The organism is Lentzea sp. CA-135723 (genome assembly GCF_050936595.1).
Taxonomy (GTDB): Bacteria; Actinomycetota; Actinomycetes; order Mycobacteriales; family Pseudonocardiaceae; genus Lentzea.
Genome location: NZ_JBNJMK010000001.1, coordinates 2,774,812 through 2,794,251, shown reverse-complemented (window position 1 = coordinate 2,794,251; position 19,440 = coordinate 2,774,812). Strand labels below are relative to the sequence as shown.

Below are 19,440 nucleotides of genomic sequence, written 5' to 3'. Positions count from 1 at the left end.
GAACCTTGACTTCGCGGTAGATGGTCTAGTCCAATTCGGGGTGGACCCCCTGCCGGCCGCCACGTGTGAGGGATGGAGCTACCCATGCTGCTGTTCGCCCGAATATCCGCGGTGGCCGCCCTGGTGCTCGGCACCGTGATCGTCAGCCTCGCCCCTGCCAGCGCCGCCGGAGTCACGGCGACGTTCTCGAAGAACGGCTGGAGCACCGGGTACACCGCGACGGTGACGATCAAGAACGAGACCAGCGCGGCCATCACGTCCTGGAAGGTCGAGTTCGACTACCCGGCCTCGACGTCCGTCGGGGCGTACTGGGACTCGCTGCTCACCAAGAGCGGCAACCGCAACACGTTCGTCAACCGCGAGTACAACGGGAACGTCGCGCCCGGTGCGAGCGTGACGTTCGGGTTCAACGCGGCCGGTACGGCTGACCCCGCCAACTGCACGATCAATGGCGCCGCTTGTACCGGTGGGACCGGGCCTACTACGACGTCGTCTACGACCACGACTACTACGACCACCACCACGACCACAACGACGACGACCACGACCGGTCAGCCGCCCACGGGGCAGTTGCCGAAGAAGGTGCTCGTCGGGTACCTGCACGCCAGCTTCGCCAACGGGTCCGGGTACATCCGGATGCGGGACGTGCCGGACGAGTGGGACGTCATCAACCTCTCGTTCGCCGAGCCCACCAGCGCGACCTCGGGCGAGCTCAGGTTCGCGCAGTGCCCGGTCGCGGAGTGCCCGAACGTCGAGTCGGAAGCCGAGTTCATCGCGGGCATCCGGGCCCAGCAGCAGAAGGGCAAGAAGGTCAACATCTCCATCGGCGGCCAGAACGGCCAGGTCCGGCTGGAGACGACGGCCGCGCGCGACGCGTTCGTGCGCTCGACCTCGGCGATCATCGACAAGTACGGCCTGAACGGTCTCGACGTCGACTTCGAGGGCCACTCGCTGTCGCTGAACCCTGGTGACCTCGACTTCAAGAACCCGACGACCCCGGTCGTGGTGAACCTGATCTCGGCGTTGCGGTCGCTGAAGGCGCGCTACGGAGCCAACTTCGTGCTGACGATGGCGCCGGAGACGTTCTTCGTGCAGGTCGGCTACCAGTTCTACGGCGGCACGGGCACCGGCGACGCGCGCACGGGCGCGTACCTGCCGGTGATCGAGGCGATGCGCAACGACCTGACGCTGCTGCACGTGCAGGACTACAACTCTGGACCCGTGATGGGCCTGGACAACCAGTACCACAACATGGGCGGCGCCGACTTCCACGTGGCGATGACCGACATGGTGCTGGCCGGGTTCAACGTGCGGGGCGACGCGTCGAAGTTCTTCGCGCCGTTGCGCCAGGACCAGGTCGCGATCGGCCTGCCGGCGGCCCAGTACGCGGGCAACGGGTTCACGTCGGTCGCGGACGTGCAGACCGCGCTCGACTGCCTCACCAAGGGGACGCGGTGCGGCAGCTACAAGCCGCGCGGGGTGTACCCGAACCTGCGTGGGCTGATGACGTGGTCGATCAACTGGGACAAGTACAACAACTACGAGTTCTCCAAGGCGCACAGGGCATACCTGCCCCGCTAGCGCGTTTCGGGGGCGGCCGGTGCGGCCGCCCCCGGTTTCGTCATCAGGCGAGCGTGGACCAGAACTGCAGTTCGTAGGCCTGCAGCAGGCGGCCGTAGCGCCAGGCGTGCTTCGGCTGCCAGCCCGCGTCCAGCGCCGCCTGGACGGCGGCGATCGCCCGGTCCTCGAGCTGGGGCGCCGGCGTGGCGAAGAAGTCGACGAACGCGGTCGCCTCGTCGGAGAAGCCGTAGTGCTCCTTGAGACCCTTGGCCATGCGGGCGCAGTAACCGCCCCACGCGGTGAAGTTCGCGAGGATCGCCAGGATCACGTCGGTCGGCTCGCCGTTCAGCGCCATCCACGCCTGGTAGGCGGGGTAGGACTGGCAGCCGGGGAACGGTTCGTAGGACTGGAAGTCCTTGGCCGACATGCCCGCCGCCTCGGCGAGCGGCTGGAGCATCGGGAGGACCAGTTCCTCGCCGCCCGCGAGGAGGGTGAAGAACGCCCGCGCGTTCGGCTCCTCGGCCTTGGCGGCCAGGGAGAGGAATGTTCGCCAGTCCGACGACACGATGTGGCTCTCCTCGGCGGCGAAGGTCGCGATGACCGAGCGGGGCGCTTCGCCCGTTTCGATCAACTTCACCACCAGGTTGTCGTGCTCACCGGGGTGCAGCTCGGTCCGGATGCGCGTGACCAGCTCTTTTGCGTTCATGAGGTGATTCTTCCGCAGATCGGAAATCGTTCGCCAGAGTGGCGGGTGATCGGGGAGCATGCTCGGTCGTGGCTGAACACACCTATCGAGTGCTCGTGCGTGGGCGCTTCGCCGAGTTGACCGATTCGCAGCGCGGGTTGTTGAAGGAGCGGTTGAGCGGCTTCGACTTCCTGCGTGATGCCGGGTTCAGCGAGGAAGGGGCGTTGACGTACGACGAGAAGCTCGACTTCTTCAGCTATCGGGTGATCCTGACGGCCGAGGAGAAGCCGGACGAGGCCGGGTTGAGGCGGGCTTCCGGGGCGCTGGACGCGCTGGGGGTGGACTTCAAGGGGTTGAAGGCCAAGGTCACGGACATGGACGAGATGAAGATCAATCGGCCGCGCCGGCTGGGCTGAGGGGGCCAGGGGTGCCGGGCTGACGGGCTGACGCCGGGTGCCGGGTTCCGTAGGCCGGTTCCTGTTCCAGCGGGGTTGGTCGCGTTTTGTTGGTTGGGTTGCGGTTGCGAGGGCGTTCGCGCGGGTCCTGTCGAAGTGCGGGGTGGCGATTGGGGCTTGACTTCGGGGCCCTTGCGAGGCGCTTGTCGGACCGGAAAAGGCCGGGCTGAAAAGAGGCCCGGCCGAGCCACTAGTGGTAGCACCTCGCACCCAAAGTCAAGCCCCAATCGCGATCGGTGGGTGGTACCGCTGACCGGAGTGGCAGCAGCCCGTTCGAGCTCGCTGCGCTTCGCCACGCCAGGATTCGTCGGTGGTTGGCTTGCGTTGGTGGCTGTCCGGTTGAGAGCGCGCGCCTGGTTTGCGTGCGTGGTCGGCCTGCGTTGGCGGCTGCGGACTGTCAGACCCTCTCGGTACGTTGGGTCGCGGGGGAGCTTGGTTCGAAGGGGACCCCTGCGTCAGCCTGCCTCCGTTTGTTCCGTGGCACAGAAATCCCCCTGCCCCGGCCTCGCGGCCGGGACAAGGGGACGGGACTGAACCGTCAGCCTTGCGGCATCACGGGTTCGGGTAGTGCGCCAGGTAGGCCTCGGTCGAGCCTGCCGTGGCCGTGCCGCCCGCGTTGTTGACGATCCGCTGGATGGTGCCGTTGCCTCCCAGGGAGACGGTCACCATGCTGTGCAGCTTCACGCCAGGGGTGTTCGGGATCTCGAAGGCGCGGTCCGCCGTCACGGAGGCGTTGAAGCGCATGAAGATGTAGCTGCCCAGGCCCCACGCCTCGTGGGAGGTGACGTTGTTCGCCACCTTGTAGGCCGCGTAGCCCCTGGTGGAGCCGTTCATCCAGGCTTGCTGGTTGGGGGCTTCGTAGGGCATTTCGTTCTGGTAGAAGTACGTCCGGCCGCCTTGGCCGTTCCAGATGGTCTGGTACTTCTGGTAGTGCTCCACGAAGAGGCCGTACATCGTCACGTTGTTGCCGTTGACGATGAGGCCCGTGTCGGCCGTGTTGAGGTCCCAGCCGACGCCGATGGAGTGGTCGCCTCGCCAGAGCCAGAGGTGGTCGCCGATCACGTTGTGGCTGTTGACGACGAGCGAGTTCGTGGCGCGGCCGACCGCCGAGCCTCCGATGCGGACGTAGAAGTCGTGCAGAGAGGTCGGGTTGGCCGAGTGGTTGGCGTTGCTGCCCGGTGCGCCGATCTGGGCCAGCAGCGGCGAGTTGGTCGGGGCCGCGTCGATCAGCAGGCCCGCGATCTTCACACCGTCCACATCGGCCACGTCGAGGGCCATGTTGCCGTTGGTGGGCATGACAGTGGCGAGGCCGAGGCCCATCACGACGGTGTCGGGGCGGGTCACGCGGATCGGCTCGGACACCTGGTGGATGCCCGGGGTGAGGATCAGGTGCTTGCCCGCGGCGAGCTGCGCGTTCATCGTCGCGGCCGAGGTGCCCGGCTTGGCGATGTAGAACTGCGACAACGGGATGTTCGTGCCCTGCTGGGTGCCGGACGCCCAGGTGGTGCCGCTCGAGTTCGAGCGGAGCGCGGGGACGAAGACGTTGTAGTTGCCGCTGCCGTCGACGTTCAGGAACGGCTTCTCACGCACGACAGGGGTTTGCGCGACGGTGGTGTACGGGGGTTCCGGGAACGAGGTCTGGGGTGCGTTGCGCGCGCCCACGAAGACCATGTTCCAGTTCTCGCCCGTCCAGGAGCCCCACTCGGTGTTGCGGGACAGCCACTGCTGCTGCGAGCCCGAACGGACCTGACCGGTCACGACCGAGTCGGCGAGGAAGCCGCCGCTCGACCAGCCGTTGTCGTCGAGCTGCATGTTGCCGTAGGTCTTGGTGCGGCGCATGGCCGACGCCTGCGAGACCGCCCAGGTGTTGGTCCCCGACGGCGGGCGGATGGCCAGGTTCTCGGCGCCGCGCCAGAAGTTGTGCGTGGCGTTGCCCTGGAACCAGTCGGCCTCGACGTGGACCTGGCCGTTGATCGTCACGCCGTCCGGCAGCATGCCCAGGCCGAGGACCTGGGTGAAGAAGCCGATGTTGACGTCGACGTTGTAGTTGCCCGGCTTGAACATGATCGCGTACCGGCGGGCGTCGTACTGGCCCTCTTCCTGCTGCCGGAACACGTCGTTCAGGCGCGCCTGGATCGTCGCCGCCGGCATCGACGGGTCGAAGATCAGCACGTTCGGGCCGAAGTCCGGGTTGCCCGGCTGCTGCGGGCCGCCGCCGGACAGGCGGAAGAGCTGCGCGTTGGTCCCGTTGCAGGTGTACTGGACCAACTGGACGTCCTGCGTCGACGCGCCGGGCACGTCGAGGCACTTGGCGCTGTTGCGGTTCACGAACCGGTAGGTGTCCGTGCCGACCTGTTCAGGACGCCATTGCTGGTTGTTCGCGTTGAACGACTGCCACATGTGGACAGCCGCGTTGTCCGCGGTCGAGACGTTCGAGACGTCCCAGACCTGGCCCTGGCCGACGGTGTAGTAGCCGTCGCTCGTGGCCGTGAAGGTCCAGGTCTGTCCCGAGCATCCTTGTTGGCGGAGCTGTGCGCCGTTGGCCGTTCCCAGCGACTCCACGCACTTTCCGCTGCCGACGTTCGTCACTTGATAAGCGGTTCCGGGCACCACGTCGGCCTGCGCCGCGACCGTCCACACAGGAACGATCGCCGCTGCTGCCAACGCTGCCACCAGCAGGGGGGTTCTCACGGGTCACAGGGTGGGGGTGGTTTGTTGCAACCGTCAACGAACCTAACCGTTTCCGGTCCCGTTCCGGTATTGACAGACGATTTTGTCCAATGAGACTGTGCTACGCGTGGAGCTGTCGCCGTTGCGCCGATCGTTGCTGGAGCTGCTGAAATCGCCTGCCTCGGCGACCCAGCTCGCGGCGGCGCTGGAGCTGCCGCGGCAGCGGGTGAACTACCACGTCAGAGCCCTGGAACAGGCAGGACTCGTCGAGCTGGTGGAGGAACGGCAACGGCGCGGGTGCGTCGAGCGCGTCCTGCGCGCACGGCCGGGCCGGGAGATCGCCGCGGACGTCCAGGACCAGTTCGCCGCAACGCATCTGGTGTCGGTCGCCGAGGACACGGCTCGCGACGTCGAACGGATGTCGGGCGCCGCCGCCGACGCGGGAAAGCGCTTGCTCACGTTCACCGTGGAGACGACGGTCCGCTTCGGCGCGCCCGGCGACGTCCACGAGTTCACCAGCGACCTGGCCGAAGCGGTGCGGCAGATCGCGTTGAAGTACGACACCGAGACAGGCCGCCCGTACCGGGTGGTCGCGATGGGCCACCCCGGAGTAGCAGATGAGTGACGAAGGCGTCCGGATCGAGATCACCGTGGCCGCGCCGGTCGAGCAGGTGTGGGAGTCGTTCCGGGACAAGGAGAAGCTGCGCCACTGGCACGGCTGGGACATCCCGGAGCTCGACGCCGAGATCGACCACATCTACTTCCAGAACGCCGTGGAGACCGGTGACACCACGCTGGTCATGCACGGCCACGACACGTTCGAGCTGACCCCGGTCCCCGAGGGCACGCACGTCGAGCTCACCCGCGCGCCCAAGGGCACCACGCCCGAGTGGGACGCGTACTACGACGACATCACCGAAGGCTGGATCACGTTCCTGCACCAGCTGAAGTTCGCGCACGAGTACCACCCCGGCGAAAAGCGCCGCACGCTCTTCTGGCCGCACCCGGTCGACCTCGGCGTGAGCGGCAAGCCGTTCTTCGAGTCGGCGCACCAGCACGGCGTCGTGGTCGAGGAGTTCGGGCCGGGACTGGTGATCACCAGCCACCAGATGACGGTCGTGACGACCTACGGGAAGTCCGACGACGAGCTGGAGGCGATCCGGGCTCAGGCCGCCGGGCCGAAGTAGCGGGTCAGGAACTCGTTGCGGAAGACGCCTTTCGGGTCGTGCTCGCGCAGCAACGACCGGAAGGCGTCCCACTGCGGGTAGCGCGCGGCCAGCAACGCCGGCGGCACGGTGAAGAGCTTGCCCCAGTGCGGCCGCGGCGCGATCGCCTCCTCGAGGCGGGGCAGCAGCCGCAGCACCTCCCGCGTGTCCGGCACCCAGGTGAAGTGGATCGCGACGCTGTCCCGGTCGTAGGCGGGGGAGAGCCACTGCGGTTCCTCGTCGACCGTGCGGATCTCGCAGGCCTGCACCAGCGGTGAGATCACCGTGGACATCTCCGCCAGCGCCCGCAACGCCGTCACCGCGCGGGTGCGGGGCACGAAGTACTCGGTCTGCAGCTCCTCGCCGACCGACGGCGTGAACTCGGCCCGGAAGTGCGGCAGCCGCTCGTGCCACGGGCCGGGCACGCCGCCCTGCACCGTGCAGCGCGAACCGGGCTGGCCGGGCACCGGGTGCACGGGCTCGGTCGCGGCGTGGCCGGGGAACCGGAACTCCGGCTCGCCCACGCGGTGCTTCGCGAAGATCGTCGCACCGCCCTGCCAGTCGACGAACGCGCTCACGCTGTACGCGCCGCCGAAGATCTGCTCCATCTGCACCAGCAACGTCGTCCACGCGACGTCCTCGTAGACCGTCTGGGCGACCTGGAACGACGGCTCCACGTCCAGCGTCACGGTCGTGACGACGCCCAGCCCGCCCATCGACACCGGCGCGCCCGCGGACGTGAGCTCGACGACCGACCCGTCCCCGCGCAGCACCTCGACCGACCGCACCGCGCCCGCGAGCGACCGCGACCCCGAGCCGTGCGTCGCCGTGGCGATCGCGCCGGCCACCGTGATGTGCGGCAAAGACGGCATCGTGTGCAGGGCGAGCCCCTCCGCCTCCAGCCGCACCGCCAGGGAGGCCAGCGTCATCCCGGCGCTCACCCGGACCGCGTGGCCGGACACCTCGAAGACCTCCGGCATCGCCGCCAGCGACACCAGCGCGCCGGTCGTGTCGGCGATCGTGCTGAACGAGTGCCCCGAGCCGAGGACGTGCACGGCCGATGAACCGCGCACGATCGCACGCAGGTCGTCGGCCGTCGCCGGGCTGACGACCTGGGCCGAGGAGAACGTGACGTTGCCAGCCCAGTTGGTGCTCATACGGACACGGTAAGCGCCGACGCCAGCAAACGTTGCGTGTAAGGGTCCTGCGGCGCGGCGAACACCTCCGTGCCCTCCTCGACGACGACGCCCCGGTGCAGCACCGCGACGCGGTCGGCGAGGTGCCCGACGACCGCCAGGTCGTGGCTGATGAACAGGCACGCGAACCGCAGGTCGCGCTGCAGCGATTGGAACAGCTCCAACACCCTGGCCTGCACCGTCACGTCCAGCGCGGACGTCGGTTCGTCGGCGACCAGCAGGTCGGGGCCGAGCGCGATGGCACGGGCGATGCCGACCCGCTGGCGTTGCCCGCCGGACAGCTCGTGCGGGTAGCGGTCGCGCAACTCCCTCGACAGTTGCACGGCGTCGAGCAGCTCGTCGACCTTCGCGGCCAGTTCCCGGCCGCGGGTACGGGTGTGCAGCACGAGAGGCTGCGCGATCGACCGGGCGATCGTGGCGCGCGGGTTGAGCGACGACAGCGGGTCCTGGAACACGAGCCCGATGCGGCCGCGGTCCGCCTTGCGCAGGCCGGCGACCTCCCGGCCGGCCACCGTGATCCGGCCGGTGTAGCGGGTGAGGCCGGTGACCGCGCCCGCCAGGGAGGACTTGCCGGAGCCGGACTCGCCGACGAGGCCGAGGGTCTCGCCCCGCCCGATGGCGAGGGTCACGCCGGAGACGGCGCGGAACTTGCCGTAGGTGACGGACACGCCGGAGAGCCGGAGCACCGGGTCGGTGTCCGCGAGAGGGGAGGTCGGCGATCCCGGTGCGGGTTCCTCGGCGGTGCCGCGGTCGAGGCGCAGCACCGAGTCGAGCAGCGTCCGCGTGTACTCCCGCGCCGGCTCCCGGAAGACCTGGCTCACCGGTCCGGTTTCCACGACCCGCCCGGCGTTCATCACCACGACCCGGTCGGCCAGGTCCGCGACCACGCCCATGTCGTGCGTGATCAGCAGGATCGCCACCCCTAGCCGGTCGCGCAGGTCCCGCAGCAGTCCGAGGACCTCGGCCTGCACCGTCACGTCGAGCGCGGTCGTCGGCTCGTCGGCGATCAGCAACGACGGCTCGTTGGCCACCGCCATCGCGATCACCACGCGTTGCAGCTGACCGCCGGACATCTCGTGCGGGTACGCCCCGAAGTGTTCCGGCGGCAGCCCGACCAGTTCCAGCAGCTCGACCGCCCGCGCACGGGCTGCCGTCCGCGAGACCGCCCGGTGCACCCGCACGGCCTCGACGATCTGGCTGCCGACGGTGAAGACGGGGTTCAGCGCGCTCATGGGCTCCTGGAACACCATGCCCGCCTCGTTGCCCCGCACGGAACGCAGCTCCTCGGCGGTCAACGAGTACAGGTCGCGGCCGTTCAGCACGGCCCGTCCCGACACCGAGGCCGTCGCGGGCAGCAACCCCAGCAACGACATCGCCGTCACGGTCTTGCCAGAGCCCGACTCGCCGACCACGGCGAGGACCTCCCCGGCGGTCAGCGCGAACGAGACCTCGCTGACCGCCGGGGAGCCGGTGCCGAAGTCCACCGAGACGTTCTCGACGGACAGCAGTGCACTCACTTCGAGATACCCACCTGCAGGTAGTTCGGGTAGGCGGGGAAGTCGGCGATGAAGAAGTTGCCGACCTTCGAGCCGTGGATGAACGAGTTGCGCGTGTAGATCAACGGCACGACCGGCGAGTCCTCGAGGATCCGCTTGTCGATCGCGGCCCACTTCCTACCGGCCTCCGCCGGGTCCACAGTGGACTGCGCCGCCTCGATCAGCTGGTCCACCTCGGGGTTCGAGTACCGCGAGATGTTGTAGCCGCCCTTGCCGATCTCCGAGGTGGCGAACAACGGCTGGATGTTCGCGTTGGCGCTGGGGAAGTCCGGCTGCCACGACGACAACGTGAGGTCGTAGGCCGGGTTCTCCGCGAGGTTCGTCTCGGTCTCGAACGCGTCGGCCTCCAGCGTGCGCAGGGTGACCTTGATGTTCGCCCTGGCCAGTGCGGCCTGGATGGCCTCGGCCTTCTCGGTCTGGTTGTTGGACTTGTTCAGCACCAAGGAGAGGTTCTCCAGGCCGTTCGGGAAGCCCGCCTCGGCGAGCAGCGCCTTCGCCTTGTCCGGGTCGCCCTCGGGCTTCGAGGGGTAGAGGTCGAACTGCTCGCGGCCCTCGATGCCCTGCGTGATCAACGTGGTGGCGGCGTCACCGGCCAGCGCGGCCGTGCCGGCGGAGGCGATCTGGTACGCGGACTTGTTCACCGCGTACTGGAACGCCTGGCGCACCTTGACGTTGTTCAGCGGCGCCTTCTGCGTGTTGAGCGCGAGGTAGGCGACCGCGCCCGACTTCGACGTCACGACCCGCGACTTCGCCGAGGCGTTGGCCTGCAGCTGCGCGAGCTGGGCCGGTGAGGCGAACGACGCGCCGAACGCGAACCTGTCGTCACCGGAGTCCGCCGCGAGGCGCTGCGACACGACCGAGGCGTCCTGACCGAGCTGGAACACGACCTCGTCGGGCAGGCCCGCGCGCACCTGGTCCTTCGCGCCGTCCCAGTTCGGGTTGCGGGAGAGCTTGACCTCGACGCCCTTGGTGTAGGTCTGGATCTGGTACGGACCCGAGGCGATCGCGTGTTCCTGGTAGTCGGGCTCGGCGCCCTTGCCCTTCGGCACCGGCGCGAACGCGGGCGTCGAGGCGATCCACGGCCAGTCGCCGTACGGGCGGGTGAGCTTGAACGTGATCGTCTTCGCGTCGGGCGTCTCGATCGAGTCGAGCTCCTTGCCCTCGAACGGACCCTGGTAGCCGGCGCCGCCGAGCAGGTCCTTGTGGTAGCCGAGGCCGCCACCGAACGCCGGCGCGAACGAGCGCTCGACGCCCCACTTCACGTCCGCGGAGGTGATCGGCGTGCCGTCGCTGAACTTCAGGCCGTCCTGGAGCACGAACGTCCAGGTCCTGCCGCCGTCGGTGGTCTTGCCGGTGTCGCCGAGGTCGGGCACGACCTTCGCTGGCTGTCCGACGGAGTTCTGCCAGCCGGTCAGTCTGCGGTGCACGAGGCCCAGGGTCGTGATCGCGAGACTCTGCGACTTGGCCGGGTCGAAGTTCAGCGTGCGCGACTCGGACAGCACGCGCAGCGTCCCGCCCTTGCCGGGCTTGGCCGCCGCGTCACCGGAGGGCTGCTGGTCGTTCGCGCCACAGGCGGCGGCCCCCAGGGCACCGACGAGAACGACCGCAAGGAGTTTCTTGCTGGACAACGGACTTTCCTCCCTCAGGTGAGTCGTGCTCGGGGATCGAGCACGCCGTAGGACAGGTCGACGACGGCGTTGGCGACGACTACGAGAAAACCGGCGAACAGGGTGCAGCCGAGCAACGTCGGCAGGTCCCGGTTGTGGACCGCCTCGATCAGCAGGCCGCCCAGGCCGGGCAGGCTGAACACCCGTTCGGTGATCACCGCGCCGCCCAGCAACGAGCCGAACTCGATGCCGGTCAGCGTCACGACGGGCAGCAACACGTTGCGCAGCGCGTGTTTCCCGACGACGGTCCGCTCCGGCACGCCCTTCGCGCGGGCGGTGCGGATGAAGTCCTCGGACATCGTCTCGAGCATCTGCGAGCGGGTGAGCTTCACGTAGTGGGCGCCGTGCGCGAACGCCAGCACGCACCACGGCAGCACCAGCCCCCACGCCCACCGCACCGGGTCGTCGGCGAACGCGGTGTAGTTGCCGACCGGCACGACGTCGAGCTGGAAGCCCAGCACGAGAATCCCGAGCAGCCCCACCAGGTACACCGGCGCGGACACGCCGATCACCGATCCGGCCAGCGCGACCCGGTCGAACCAGGTGTCCTTGCGCAGCGCGGCGAGCACGCCGATCGCGACGCCCGCGCCGACCCACAGGACCGCGGCGCCGATCGCGAGCGAGAACGTCACCGGCAGCCGGTCGCCGATCAGCTCCAGCACGTCGGTGTTCTGCCGGAACGAGTAGCCGAAGCACGGTGCGGCGCAGTGGATCGCGGTCGCGCCGGTGCCGAACGTCCGCCCGGTGAAGATCCCGCCGAGGAACGTGAGGAACTGCTGCCACCACGGTTCGTCGAAGCCCATGAACTCCCGCGCCAACGCGAGGTTCTCCGGCGTGCACGGCTTGCCGCACGCCAGCAAAGCCGGATCCGACGGCACCAGGTAGAACACGACGAACGTGCAGAAGGCGACGATCAGCAGCACGAGCACCATGCCGCCGAGCCGGGTGAGCGCGTACCTCATCGCCGCACCGACCTCGGGTCGAGCGCGTCGCGCAGGCCGTCGCCCAACGCGTTGAAACCCCACGTGACCGCGAACAACGCGAGCCCGGGGATCAGCAGGTACATCGGGTCGACCCGCACCCAGTCGATGGCGGCGCTGATCGAACGGCCCCAGCTCGGCGTGGGCGGCAGCACGCCGACGCCCAGGAACGACAGCGCGGCCTCCAGCCCGATCTTGCCGGGCACTGACAACGTTGCCATGACCAGCACGGGACCCCAGAGGTTCGGCAGCAGCTCGGTGCGGAGGATCTGCCACGGCGACGCGCCGAGCACCCGTGCGGCCTTCACGAAGTTGCGTTCCTTCAACGTGAGCACCTGCGCGCGCACGATCCGCGCGGTCGACGGCCAGCCGAAGAACCCGATCACCACGATCAGCAGCAGAGCTCGGGGGAACTCGGCCGGCACCACCGCGCCCAGGGCGATCATGAACACCAGGTACGGGAAGCCCAGGAACACGTCGGCGGTCCAGGTGATGACCCGGTCCGCCCAGCCGCCGAGGTAGCCCGCCGCCGCGCCGATCAGCAGCCCCAGCACGATCGACACCACCGTCGCCGCGAGGCCGATCAGGAACGACGTGCGCGCGCCGTGCACGACGATTGCGAACAGGTCGCGCCCGGTCAGCGGCTCGACGCCGAACCAGTGCTCGGCGCTGATCCCGCCGAACGAGCCCGCGGGCAGTCCGGTCGCGGGGTCGAGCGCGGTCGCGTCGTAGGTGTACGGGTCGTGGCCCTCGATGGCGGTGAGGGCGTCCGCGAAGATCGCGACCAGGCCGATCACCACGACGGTGACCGTGCCGGTGAGCGCCCAGCGGTCGCGGGCGAGCACCGAGCGGATCGCGGCGGGCACCGACCGCGCGACGGGAGTGGACAACTGCGTGACCTGCTTCTTCGACCGTGTTGATCTGACGCGGCGAGACAGTAGGCCGATCAGGTGGCGGAATCGTCCACGTCCACTGGCTGAGACCGTGTTAACACTATTGCTTCAGTGTTGATCGAAATTAGATTGCCGGTGGTGGCAGGGTTGATCTACATGGGGACCGAGAACGACGTACAAGCGCTTCGACGGATGTCCGGGTTGGTCACGCCGATGGTGCTCAGAGTGGCCGTGACCTTGGGTTTGCCGGACCGGCTGAGGGACGGCGGGGCGGTCGGGGAGGACGCGGCCGGGAGTGCCGCCACGGTGACCGCGCTCGCCGCCGAACTGGGCGTGGACGAGCAGGCCCTGGCGCTCCTCCTGGCCCATCTCACCGCTCTCGGCGTGACCGAGAGAACAGCCGCCGGCTACCGCACCACCGACTTCGGCGCCCTTCTCGGCGCGGACGCGGGCAACGGCCTGCACGGCTTCCTGCACCAGGACTCCCCGGCGGGCCGCGCCGACCTCGCGTTCGCGGACCTGCTGCACAGCGTCCGCACCGGCGAGGCGGCCTACGAGGCCCGGTACGGCCGGGGTTTCTGGGCCGACCTGGCTGAGAAGCCGGACCTGCGCGGCGCGTTCGACCGGCAGATGAACCACCGCATGGCCACCTGGATCCCGCAGTTGGTGGCGGCGGTCGACTGGTCGCGGTTCGGCACGCTCGTCGACGTCGGAGGCGGGAACGGCCAGACGCTCGCTGCGATCCTCCAGGCGAACCCCGGGATGCGCGGCCACCTGGTCGACCTGGCGGAGACGGTCGAGGGAGCCGCGGAGATGTTCCGCGAACGGGGACTCGACGCCGAGGTGACCGGGGGCAGCTTCTTCGACCCGCTGCCCGCCGGGGACACGTACCTGCTGGTCGACGTCCTGCACAACTGGGACGACGAGAAGGCGCACGAGATCCTGGCGCGCTGTGCCCAGGGCACCAGGGTTCTCGTCGTGGAGTCCCTCGGCGAGAGCACCGAGTTCGACCTCGTCATGCTCGTGCACTTCGGCGGGCGGGACCGAGGGCTCCCCGACCTCGAACGGATGGCCGCGAGTCACGGACTCCGGCTGGAGTCCGTGACTCGGGTGAGCGGGCGCGGCCTGCTGGAGTTCACTCGCTGAGGGCGGCGATCCGTTCCTGCGCCTCGGCGAGGTCGTCGGTGGTCGGGGCGTCGTCCTGGGTGAGCCTCCGCCGCCAGTAGCCGGCGAACTCGATGTCCTTCTTGGACACCCCGAGGCCGACGAAGTGCCTGCGCAGCGCGCGCACCGCGGAGGCCTCGCCGCCGAGCCACACCCAGGTGTCCGCGGGGACGTCCTGCGCCGTCACGACCGAGACCAGGTCCTCCCCGGCGCTGCGGTGGACCCATCGCACGCCGGGGACGTCCTGCTCCTCCAGTGGATCGGCGACCTCGACGAACACCAGCCGTTGCTGTGCGGCGGGCAGGAGTTCGAGCAGGGAGGCGATGGCGGGCAACGCCGTCTCGTCGCCCGCGAACACCAGCAGACCGGCCTCGCCGAGCGGGCGGGCGTAGTCGGGCGACGGGCCGAACCGGCCGAGGACGTCGCCGACCTGGGCCCGTGCCGCCCACCGCGAGGCCGGGCCGTTGTCGCCGTGCAGCACGAAGTCGATCGTCAGCACATCGTCGGCCAACGACCGGACCGTGAAGCTGCGCATCCACGGCCGTTCGTCCTCGGGCAGGGCCAGGTAGGCCTGGTACCAGGTGCCGACGTCGGGTGCGTCCGAGACGTGCGGCGAGTGGCCTGGCTTGGGGAAGAGCAGCTTGAGCTGCTGGTCCGGCCACGTGCCGACCTCGTCCAGGCCGGGGCCGGTGAACGTCATCCTGGTCATCCGCGGGGTGAGCGGGACGACCGAGGTCACCGTCAGCAGGCTCATGACAGGTACTCCTTCAGGTGCCGGGCGGTGAGGGTGTCCGAAGTGGACACGAGGTCTCCAGGCGTGCCCGAGAAGACCACTCGGCCGCCGTCGTGGCCGGCGCCGGGACCCAGGTCGACGATCCAGTCGGCGTGGGCCATGACGGCGAGGTGGTGCTCGATCACGATGACGGTGTTGCCGGCGTCGATCAGCTGGTCCAGCAGGCCGAGGAGCTGGTCGACGTCGGCGAGGTGCAGGCCGGACGTGGGTTCGTCGAGCATGTAGGTCGACGCCTTCTCGGCCATGTGGATGGCGAGCTTGAGGCGTTGCCGTTCGCCGCCGGACAACGTGGTGAGCGGCTGGCCGAGCGAGAGGTAGGACAGGCCGACGTCGTGCAGGCGGCTCAGCACCGCGTGCGCCTGGCCGGACGGGAAGAAGTCGCGGGCGTCGGCGACGGACATGCCGAGCACCTCGCTGATGTTCTTGCCCCGCAATGTGTAGCGCAGCACCTCGGGGGTGAAGCGCTTGCCCTCGCACTTCTCGCAGACGGTGGCGACGCCCGCCATCATGGCGAGGTCGGTGTAGACGAGGCCGATGCCCTTGCAGTTCTCGCAGGCGCCTTCGGAGTTGGCGCTGAACAACGCGGCCTTGACGCCGTTGGCCTTGGCGAACGCGGTGCGGACCGAGTCGAGCAGGCCGGTGTAGGTGGCGGGGTTGGACCGGCGCGAGCCGCGGATGGGGGACTGGTCGACCGTGACGACGTCCGGGCGGCCGCGCAACGAGCCGTGGATGAGCGAGGACTTGCCGGAGCCCGCGACGCCGGTGACGACGGTCAGCACGCCGAGCGGCAGGTCGACCGAGACGTCCTTGAGGTTGTTGGTGCTGGCCCCGCTGATCGGCAGGAAACCGTTGGGGGAGCGGAACTCCGGGCGCAGCTTGGCCCGGTGGTCGAGGTGGCGGCCGGTGAGCGTGCCGGACGTGCGCAGGCCCGCGACGTCGCCGGTGTAGCAGACGTGGCCGCCGTTCACGCCCGCGCCGGGGCCGAGGTCGACGACGTGGTCGGCGATCTCGATGGTCTCCGGCTTGTGTTCGACGACCAGGACGGTGTTGCCCTTGTCCCGCAACCGAAGCAGCAGGTCGTTCATGCGCTGGATGTCGTGCGGGTGCAGGCCGACGGTCGGTTCGTCGAAGACGTAGGTGATGTCGGTGAGCGAGGAACCGAGGTGGCGCACCATCTTCACGCGCTGCGACTCGCCGCCGGACAGCGTGGCCGACTCGCGGTCGAGCGACAGGTAGCCGAGGCCGATCTTGACCAGCGAGTCGAGGGTGTCGCGCAGCGTCGCGAGCAGTGGCGCGACGGACGGGTCGTCGATGGAGTGCACGAACCGCGCGAGGTCGCTGATCTGCATCGCGCTGCAGTCGGCGATGTTCAGCCCGCGGATCTTCGAGCCGAGTGCGGCCTCGTTCAGGCGGGCGCCGTGGCAGAGCCCGCAGGTGGTGAACGTGACGGCGCGATCCACGAACGCGCGGGCGTGCGGCTGCATCGACTCGCGGTCCTTCGACAGGACCGTGCGCTGGAGCTTCGCGATCAGGCCGTCGTAGGTGACGTTGGTGCCGTTGATGTTCAGCTTCGTCGTGGGCTTGTAGAGGAAGTCGTGCAGCTGCTGCTCGGTGAACGTCGAGATAGGCTGGTCGGCGGGGTAGAGGCCGGAGTTCGCGAGCACCTGCCAGTACCAGGTGCCGACGCCGTAGTTGGGCGCGTCGATCGCGCCGTCGTTCAACGACTTCGTGCGGTCGACGATCGCGTCCACGTCGATGGTGGTGACCTTGCCGAGGCCCTCGCACTCGGGGCACATGCCGTCCGGCAGGTTGAAGCTGAAAGCGCCGGACGTGCCGACGTGCGGTTCGCCGAGCCGGCTGAAGACGATCCGCAGCATGGTGTGCGCGTCGGTCGCGGTGCCGACGGTGGACCGCGAGTTCGCGCCCATTCGCTCCTGGTCGACGATGATCGCCGCGCTCAGGTTGTGCAGCGCGTCCACGTCCGGCCTGCCGATGGACGGCATGAACGACTGGAGGAACGCGGTGTAGGTCTCGTTGATCATCCGCTGCGACTCGGCCGCGATCGTGCCGAAGACCAGCGAGGACTTGCCGGAGCCGGACACGCCGGTGAAGACGGTCAGGCGGCGCTTGGGGACGTCGAGCGACACGTCCGCGAGGTTGTTCTCCCTCGCTCCGCGCACCTGGATCAGGTCATGGCTGTCGGCGACAGCGTTCACAGTTCCCCCGGATTTGATTCTTTATGCCGTAAAGTATGCGGCTGTCGAGGTTACTTTACGTTGTAAGGAGTCGCAACCGTGGTCGTCTACGCAGGTCAGGGTGACCCGCGCCGGTCCATCGAGCTGCTCTGGCGCGCGACGGCGGCGGAGCGACGACCCGGCCGCAAGCCCGGCCTGAGCGTGGACCTGATCGTGGACGCGGCCATCGAGGTGGCCGACGAGCAGGGCATGGCGTTCTCGATGCGCGCGGTCGGCGAACGGCTGGGCCGCACCGCGATGGCGCTCTACACGTACGTGCCGGGCAAGAACGAGCTGGTCGACCTCATGTACGACCGCGCCATGGCCGAGCTGCCCACCTCGTACGCCCTCGACGACGGCTGGCGCGCGGCCGTCACGCGGTGGGCGCAGGACCTGTGGGAGTGCTACGCCCGCCACCCGTGGGTGCTCCAGGTGTCGCAGGCCCGGCCGGTCCTCGGCCCGCACGAGTTCGCGGTGATCGAGGCCCTCGCCGCGATCCTGGTGACCACCGGGCTGCCCGGCCGTCAGCTGCGCGGCATCACCGGCGCCCTCAACTACTTCGTGCGCGGCGCGGCCCAGACCGTCGCCGAGGCGCGGGCCGCCGGTGGCGAGACCGGTGAGGGCGACGAGGAGTGGTGGTACGCGCGGTCGGCGGTGCTGGTGGAGATCGAGCCCGACCTGGCGAAGAAGTTCCCGATGTTGCACGTGCTGGAGAGCGACCGCGACCCGGTCGATCCATCGTTGTCCTATCTGGAGAACGACGCCCTGGAGAACTTCCGCGGCGGGTTGAAGGTGCTTCTCGACGGTGTCGAAGGCGCTGTGGCAAAACCGTGACAAACCCCGGACGTGAACGGCACATGGGCTCGGTGAGATCGTGCCCATGGCGATCGGGAGAGTTGTAGTCGCGGTCGTGTGCGCCCTGGTGCTGACGGCACCGAGCACAGCGGCCGCCCCCGCGCAGGAAGAACACCGCCCCGCGACGATGACCATGACGTACGAGGCGAACGGCCTCATCGGTGTGGTGCACGCGCCACGGACCCTTGTCGGCGCACTGCCGTTGGTGCTCACCAGCGACATCTCGGCGCGGCAACTGGTGCGGCAGGGCGCGGTCGTCGTGGTGGTGCACGACCGTTCCGCGCTGCCCCGGCATCGCGAGCTGTGGCGTGAGCTGAGCGACGGCACCGGGCCGTTGGCGGACCGCTTCGCCGGCTTCGCGCGCCATGTCGTTGTGGCAGAACCGTGACAGCGTCCTCACCGGACGCCCACAAGTTCCCGATGGGATCGGCACATGGCAATCGGAAAAGCCGCGGCCGCCGTCGCGATGGCGATGGTGCTGACCGCCCCGACCTCCTCGGCGGCTCCTGACTACGGCTCCGGCGTGCGAAAGGTCGAGTACTCGCTCGGTGACCGGGCATTTCAGGTGCCCGGCTTTCACAGCGCACCAGGAGGTCCGGTCGCGGACCTCGAGCTCACCGCGGTCGTGCACGCGCCGCGCACGCTCGTCGGCAAGCGCCCGCTGGTGCTGCTCGCGCACGGGTACTGGCAGCCGTGCCGCGGCGACCAGTGGGTCTGGCCGTGCCCCTCGGGTGAGCAGTTCCCGAGCTACCGGGGGTACGACTACCTCGCGGAGGAGCTGGCGCGGCAGGGTTTCGTGGTCGTGTCGGTGAGCGTCAACGGCGTCAACGCGGGAGAGCTGGGCGAGATCGCCGACGTCGCGCGGGCGGCCGTGATGAGCAAGCACCTGGAGCTGTGGCGCGACCTGAACGACGGCAAGGGCGCGCTCGCGGGCAGGCTGTCCGGGTTCCGCGGCCACGTCGACCTGGCGAACGTCGGCACGCTCGGCCATTCCCGTGGTGGCCGCGGCGCGGTCTACCAGGCGTCGGACAAGCACGTCGGCGAACTGCCCCGCGGAGTGCGGATCAAGGCCGTGCTGCCGCTCGCGCCCGCCGACTACTACGCGCCGGACCCGGAGGCGCCGGAGAACCTCGACTACCGGATCACGAAGATCCCGTTCGCGGCCATGACCGGCAGCTGCGACGGCGCGGTCAGCGGCACGACGTTCATCGAGAACGCCAAGGGCCGCAACGTCGTGCCGATCCACGCCGTGACGCCGGGGAACGCCAACCACAACTACTTCAACACCGAGTGGTCCTACGAGAACGACAGCACGTGCGCGGACCGTGCGCTGACTCCTGACCAGCAACGACGGATCGCCACGACCTACATCCCGGCGTTCTTCCAGCAGTACCTCGACGGCAGGAGGAACCCGATCGTCGGCAACGGTTTCCCCGGCGTCGACGTCGTGACGCATCAACCGATCGGTTAGGCCTCGTCGAGACCTTCGGGGGACGCTTCCCCCTTCCGCCGCTGCCAGGGTGGTGT

The 19,440-nt window shown here is 69.0% G+C and carries 17 protein-coding genes; 8 read left to right on the top strand and 9 right to left on the bottom strand.

Annotation, left to right across the window (positions count from 1 at the left end):
• Positions 1–84: 84 nt before the first annotated feature.
• Positions 85–1,581 carry a chitinase gene (locus ACQEU1_RS11720; protein WP_433199280.1) on the top strand — a complete coding sequence of 499 codons (1,497 nt, stop codon included), beginning with the start codon at positions 85–87 and terminating at the stop codon, positions 1,579–1,581.
• A 43-nt stretch (positions 1,582–1,624) separates the two neighbouring features.
• On the opposite strand, the gene ACQEU1_RS11715 is transcribed toward ACQEU1_RS11720, so the two are convergent.
• Positions 1,625–2,266, bottom strand: coding sequence for a transcriptional regulator (locus tag ACQEU1_RS11715; RefSeq protein ID WP_433199277.1), 642 nt, complete (start codon positions 2,264–2,266; stop codon positions 1,625–1,627).
• Positions 2,267–2,334: 68 nt separating this feature from the next.
• Between ACQEU1_RS11715 and ACQEU1_RS11710 the strand changes: the two genes are divergently transcribed.
• Positions 2,335–2,661, top strand: a complete 327-nt coding sequence (locus tag ACQEU1_RS11710) for a DUF6204 family protein (RefSeq protein ID WP_433199274.1) — start codon at positions 2,335–2,337, stop codon at positions 2,659–2,661.
• A gap of 591 nt (positions 2,662–3,252) precedes the next feature.
• Here ACQEU1_RS11710 and ACQEU1_RS11705 read toward each other — a convergent pair.
• Entirely contained in the window at positions 3,253–5,391 is a 2,139-nt protein-coding gene (locus ACQEU1_RS11705) for an RICIN domain-containing protein (protein ID WP_433199271.1), read from the bottom strand.
• Positions 5,392–5,488: 97 nt separating this feature from the next.
• On the opposite strand from ACQEU1_RS11705, the gene ACQEU1_RS11700 reads away from it, so the two are divergent.
• Positions 5,489–5,995 carry an ArsR/SmtB family transcription factor gene (locus ACQEU1_RS11700; RefSeq protein ID WP_433199268.1) on the top strand — a complete coding sequence of 169 codons (507 nt, stop codon included), beginning with the start codon at positions 5,489–5,491 and terminating at the stop codon, positions 5,993–5,995.
• A complete protein-coding gene (locus ACQEU1_RS11695; protein ID WP_433199265.1) occupies positions 5,988–6,557 on the top strand; it encodes an SRPBCC family protein in 570 nt (189 codons plus the stop codon). Before ACQEU1_RS11700 ends, ACQEU1_RS11695 begins: the two co-directional genes overlap by 8 nt.
• On the opposite strand, the gene ACQEU1_RS11690 is transcribed toward ACQEU1_RS11695, so the two are convergent.
• Genes ACQEU1_RS11690 through ACQEU1_RS11670 form a run of 5 tightly spaced genes read right to left on the bottom strand, consistent with a single transcriptional unit; the run spans position 6,536 to position 12,864 of the window.
• Positions 6,536–7,732 (bottom strand): D-arabinono-1,4-lactone oxidase, encoded by a 1,197-nt coding sequence (locus ACQEU1_RS11690; RefSeq protein ID WP_433199262.1) that lies wholly within the window; start codon positions 7,730–7,732, stop codon positions 6,536–6,538. The two genes, ACQEU1_RS11695 and ACQEU1_RS11690, sit on opposite strands and share 22 nt — an antisense overlap.
• A complete protein-coding gene (locus ACQEU1_RS11685; protein ID WP_433199259.1) occupies positions 7,729–9,288 on the bottom strand; it encodes a dipeptide ABC transporter ATP-binding protein in 1,560 nt (519 codons plus the stop codon). Before ACQEU1_RS11685 ends, ACQEU1_RS11690 begins: the two co-directional genes overlap by 4 nt.
• A complete protein-coding gene (locus ACQEU1_RS11680; RefSeq protein WP_433199256.1) occupies positions 9,285–10,955 on the bottom strand; it encodes an ABC transporter substrate-binding protein in 1,671 nt (556 codons plus the stop codon). Before ACQEU1_RS11680 ends, ACQEU1_RS11685 begins: the two co-directional genes overlap by 4 nt.
• 14 nt (positions 10,956–10,969) lie before the next feature.
• Entirely contained in the window at positions 10,970–11,956 is a 987-nt protein-coding gene (locus tag ACQEU1_RS11675) for an ABC transporter permease (protein ID WP_433199253.1), read from the bottom strand.
• A complete protein-coding gene (locus tag ACQEU1_RS11670) occupies positions 11,953–12,864 on the bottom strand; it encodes an ABC transporter permease (protein WP_433199250.1) in 912 nt (303 codons plus the stop codon). The genes ACQEU1_RS11675 and ACQEU1_RS11670 overlap by 4 nt, the downstream gene beginning before the upstream one ends.
• A 141-nt stretch (positions 12,865–13,005) precedes the next feature.
• Between ACQEU1_RS11670 and ACQEU1_RS11665 the strand changes: the two genes are divergently transcribed.
• On the top strand, positions 13,006–14,013 hold the full coding sequence (locus ACQEU1_RS11665; RefSeq protein ID WP_433199247.1) for a methyltransferase: 1,008 nt from the start codon (positions 13,006–13,008) through the stop codon (positions 14,011–14,013).
• Here ACQEU1_RS11665 and ACQEU1_RS11660 read toward each other — a convergent pair.
• Both ACQEU1_RS11660 and ACQEU1_RS11655 read right to left on the bottom strand, forming a co-directional pair.
• On the bottom strand, positions 14,003–14,785 hold the full coding sequence (locus ACQEU1_RS11660) for a siderophore-interacting protein (protein ID WP_433199244.1): 783 nt from the start codon (positions 14,783–14,785) through the stop codon (positions 14,003–14,005). The genes ACQEU1_RS11665 and ACQEU1_RS11660 overlap by 11 nt on opposite strands.
• Positions 14,782–17,040: an ATP-binding cassette domain-containing protein gene (locus ACQEU1_RS11655; protein WP_433199241.1), complete on the bottom strand. Its 2,259-nt coding sequence runs from the start codon at positions 17,038–17,040 to the stop codon at positions 14,782–14,784. The genes ACQEU1_RS11660 and ACQEU1_RS11655 overlap by 4 nt, the downstream gene beginning before the upstream one ends.
• Before the next feature lie 78 nt (positions 17,041–17,118).
• On the opposite strand from ACQEU1_RS11655, the gene ACQEU1_RS11650 reads away from it, so the two are divergent.
• The 3 genes from ACQEU1_RS11650 to ACQEU1_RS11640 are packed head-to-tail and all read left to right on the top strand — an operon-like array spanning position 17,119 to position 19,384.
• Positions 17,119–17,892 carry a TetR/AcrR family transcriptional regulator gene (locus ACQEU1_RS11650; protein WP_433199238.1) on the top strand — a complete coding sequence of 258 codons (774 nt, stop codon included), beginning with the start codon at positions 17,119–17,121 and terminating at the stop codon, positions 17,890–17,892.
• A gap of 46 nt (positions 17,893–17,938) precedes the next feature.
• Positions 17,939–18,301 (top strand): hypothetical protein, encoded by a 363-nt coding sequence (locus ACQEU1_RS11645; protein WP_433199235.1) that lies wholly within the window; start codon positions 17,939–17,941, stop codon positions 18,299–18,301.
• Positions 18,302–18,346: 45 nt separating this feature from the next.
• Positions 18,347–19,384, top strand: coding sequence for a hypothetical protein (locus tag ACQEU1_RS11640; RefSeq protein WP_433199232.1), 1,038 nt, complete (start codon positions 18,347–18,349; stop codon positions 19,382–19,384).
• Positions 19,385–19,440 lie beyond the last annotated feature (56 nt).

Bases quoted from the DNA above. Each gene is read 5' to 3' on its own strand.
- ACQEU1_RS11720 (WP_433199280.1), top strand. From the start codon at position 85: ATGCTGCTGTTCGCCCGAATATCCGCGGTGGCCGCCCTGGTGCTCGGC.
- ACQEU1_RS11715 (WP_433199277.1), bottom strand. From the start codon at position 2,266: ATGAACGCAAAAGAGCTGGTCACGCGCATCCGGACCGAGCTGCACCCC.
- ACQEU1_RS11695 (WP_433199265.1), top strand. From the start codon at position 5,988: ATGAGTGACGAAGGCGTCCGGATCGAGATCACCGTGGCCGCGCCGGTC.
- ACQEU1_RS11690 (WP_433199262.1), bottom strand. From the start codon at position 7,732: ATGAGCACCAACTGGGCTGGCAACGTCACGTTCTCCTCGGCCCAGGTC.
- ACQEU1_RS11675 (WP_433199253.1), bottom strand. From the start codon at position 11,956: ATGAGGTACGCGCTCACCCGGCTCGGCGGCATGGTGCTCGTGCTGCTG.
- ACQEU1_RS11660 (WP_433199244.1), bottom strand. From the start codon at position 14,785: ATGAGCCTGCTGACGGTGACCTCGGTCGTCCCGCTCACCCCGCGGATG.
- ACQEU1_RS11645 (WP_433199235.1), top strand. From the start codon at position 17,939: ATGGCGATCGGGAGAGTTGTAGTCGCGGTCGTGTGCGCCCTGGTGCTG.
- ACQEU1_RS11640 (WP_433199232.1), top strand. From the start codon at position 18,347: ATGGCAATCGGAAAAGCCGCGGCCGCCGTCGCGATGGCGATGGTGCTG.